Source organism: Paenirhodobacter huangdaonensis, assembly GCF_004022465.1.
Taxonomy (GTDB): Bacteria; Pseudomonadota; Alphaproteobacteria; order Rhodobacterales; family Rhodobacteraceae; genus Rhodobacter; species Rhodobacter huangdaonensis.
The window spans coordinates 2,931-5,927 of sequence record NZ_SAVA01000024.1 but is presented as its reverse complement, the minus strand read 5'-3'; the positions used below and the strand labels follow the sequence as shown (position 1 = coordinate 5,927).

Genomic DNA, 2,997 nt, shown 5'->3' with positions numbered 1-2,997 from the left:
CCTCGCCCACCAGCACCACCGCGAGCCCCGGGGTGATCCCCTGCTCCTCGCGCAGCCGCGCCACATGTTCGGCCACCTGCGCCCGCACCCTGGCCGCGAAGGCCTTCCCGTCGATGATCCTGGCACTCATGCCGGTTCCTCCTGCAGCCGCATCGCGGCGGTCTCGATCGCGTGCCACAGCGAGCCCGCCAGCGTGCGCATGCCGATGATCGCGAGACGATCCTCGGCGCGGCGGATCACGAACACCGACATGTGCTCGAGCCCCGTCCGCGTCGCGCAGCCGGGGCCGAAACCCGCCGCATCCACGTTGACGAGTTTCTCCATCAGCCGCACGATCGGTGCGCCACCGGCGACCGAAACGATCTCGAAGGCGACCCAGCCGTCGGTCTGTTCGGTCACCGAGCAGTCGGGATGGCGGGTTTTCAGCTCGCGCGCGACGTCCTCTGCAGCGCGGCCCTCGGCCTCGATCATCCACTGGCCGGGGCCGGTCCAGAACGCCGCCACCCCCTGCCCGGCGCACCAGCCGCCCGGGCCGGGCAGCACAAGCCCCATCGACGCGGGCGGCACGGCGCCGCGCCGCAGTGCGAGCCCGGCCAGCGCCACCGCCTCGTTCACCGAGATCGTCAGCGCGCCCGCGCGCAGGGGAGAAACCGCCGCACGGCCGAGTGCGGGCATCGGGGTCAGGTCAGTCACGGAGCCGTCCTCCTTCAGGATCGACGAAATGGGGCGGGACCACGCGCAGCGCGATCTGCTGGCCCTCGAGCGGGTTGGCGGCGGTGATCACCTCGCCCAGCCGGTCGGCGCCGTTCTCGAGGAACCCGAGCCCGATCGCATGGCCGAGATGGGGCGAGAAGCAGGCCGAGGTGATCCAGCCCTGATCGGTCCCGGTCTTCTGCGCCGCGCCCGCGGTGAAGAGATGCGCGCCGGCGGTGACCGGCAGGGCCGGATCGACCGGCACCAGGCCCACAAGGCGGCGGGTGTCGGCCACGAGCGCCTCGCGCCGGCTCATCACCGCCCCGATCGCATCCTTCTTCGCCGAAACCATCCTGCCCATGCCGAGCATCTGCGCCGTGCTCTGGCCGTTCAGCTCATTGCCCGCGGCATGGCCCTTCTCGATGCGCAGCACGCCCAGGGCCTCGGTGCCGTAGGGGGTGGCGCCGAGATCGGCACCGACCGCGATCAGCCGCGCCATCAGCGCCGCGCCATAGCGTGCCGGCACCGCGATCTCATAGGCGAGTTCGCCCGAGAACGAGATCCGGAAGAGCCGCGCCCTGAGCCCGCCGCAGACGGTGAGTTCCGCGCAGGCCATGAACGGGAAGGCCGCGTTCGCGAGGTCGAAGCCGTCGACCACCCGCGCAAGCAGACGCCGCGCATTGGGGCCCGCGACGGAAAGCTGCGCCCAGGCATCGGTGGTCGAGATCAGCTGCACGTCAAGCTCGGGCCACAGGCATTGCCGGCAGAATTCCATGTGGCGATAGACCGGCCCGGCCTGCGCCGTGGTGGTGGTGACGATGTAGTGGTCCTCGCCAAGGCGCGCGCAGGTGCCGTCGTCATAGGCAAAGCCGTCCTCGCGCAGCATCAGACCATAGCGCACCATGCCGACCTTCAGCGAGGCCATGGCATTGGCATAGATCCGGTCGAGGAATTCGCCCGCGTCCGCCCCCTGCACATCGACCTTGCCAAGCGTGGTCACGTCGCAGATGCCGACGCCCGCGCGCGTCGCCAGCACCTCGCGGTCGACGCTCTGGCGCCAGTGCGTCTCGCCCGGGCAGGGGAAGTATTGCGCCCGCATCCAGGGCCCGACCTCGACGAAGGCCGCACCCTGCGCCGCCGCCCAGTCATGCGTCGGCGTGAGCCGGCGCGGGCGGAAGCTCTGCCCGCTGTCGCCGCCGCCAAGCGCGGCAAGCGCCACCGGCGTGCAGGGCGGGCGGAAGATCGTGGTACCGGTCGCAGGAAGCGTCTGGCCGGTCAGCTCGGCCATCACGGCCAGCGCCGTGACGTTCGAGGTCTTGCCCTGATCGGTCGCCATGCCGAGCGTGGTCCAGCGCTTCAGATGCTCGACCGGGCGCATGTTCTCCTGATGCGCAAGCCTGATGTCCTTGACGGTGACGTCGTTTTGCAGATCGACCCAGGCCCGGCCCTTGCCCGGCACCTGCCAGAAGGCCACCTGCCTCGAAGGCAGGTCGACGGTGCGCGGCAGATCGGGAAGGGCCGCGGCGATGCCGAGATCGGCCAGCGCCGCCTGCGCCACCCGCGCGCCCGAGGCCAGCGCCGCCCCGGTCTCGCCCTGCCCCGCCGCCGCCCCCGCGGCGGTGAGCCCCGGCACCGCACCGGGCTCGGGCAGGAAGGCGAGCAGGTCGTCGTTCCAGACCGGCCGGCCGCGGTGATGGCTTGCAAGCTGCACATTCGGGTTCCAGCCGCCCGAGACGCCAAGCGCGCCGGCCTCGACCCAATGCGTGCGGCCCTCGCGGGTCACCGCGATCCGGCGCAACCCGTGCCGGCCGCGGCTGTCGCTGACCACCGCGCCGGCGAAGAGCGGGTAGTTGCCGAAGGGCTTCACCTCGGGGCGCGGATCGACCACCGCGGTCACCTCGACGCCCTTCGCGATCAGGTCGAGCGCGGTGCGGTGGCCATCATCGCCATTGGTGAAGATCGCCACCTGCTGCGCCGGCGCCACTGCCCAGCGGTTCGCATAGGCGCGCAGCGCACCGCCAAGCAGGATGCCGGGGCGGTCGTTGTTGGCGAAGGGGATGTGCCGCTCGATCGCGCCCGCGGCCAGCACGGTGCGCTTCGCGGTGATCCGCCACAGCGTCTGGCGTACCGCCGTGCCGGGCGTCGCGAGGTGGTCCGAGACCCGCTCGAGCGCGCCATAGATGCCATGATCGAAGGCGCCGAAGACCGTGGTGCGGCGCATCACCCGCAGGTTCGGCAGGCTGGCGAATTCGGCCTCGACCGAGGCCACCCAGTCCGTCGCCGGCGCATCGTCGAGCCTGTGGC

Annotated in this window: 2 protein-coding genes and 1 pseudogene; all 3 read right to left on the bottom strand. The window is 71.7% G+C overall.

Going from position 1 to position 2,997, the window contains the following annotated elements:
- Positions 1 to 130 (bottom strand): annotated as a pseudogene (locus EOW66_RS20140) (bifunctional methylenetetrahydrofolate dehydrogenase/methenyltetrahydrofolate cyclohydrolase); the annotation flags it as partial.
- Positions 127 to 693: a sarcosine oxidase subunit gamma gene (locus tag EOW66_RS20135; protein WP_206363767.1), complete on the bottom strand. Its 567-nt coding sequence runs from the start codon at positions 691 to 693 to the stop codon at positions 127 to 129. The gene EOW66_RS20135 and the pseudogene EOW66_RS20140, both read right to left, overlap by 4 nt.
- A partial coding sequence (locus EOW66_RS20130; RefSeq protein ID WP_239017660.1) for a glycine cleavage T C-terminal barrel domain-containing protein occupies positions 686 to 2,997 on the bottom strand: 2,312 nt, incomplete at its 5' end. The genes EOW66_RS20130 and EOW66_RS20135, both read right to left, overlap by 8 nt.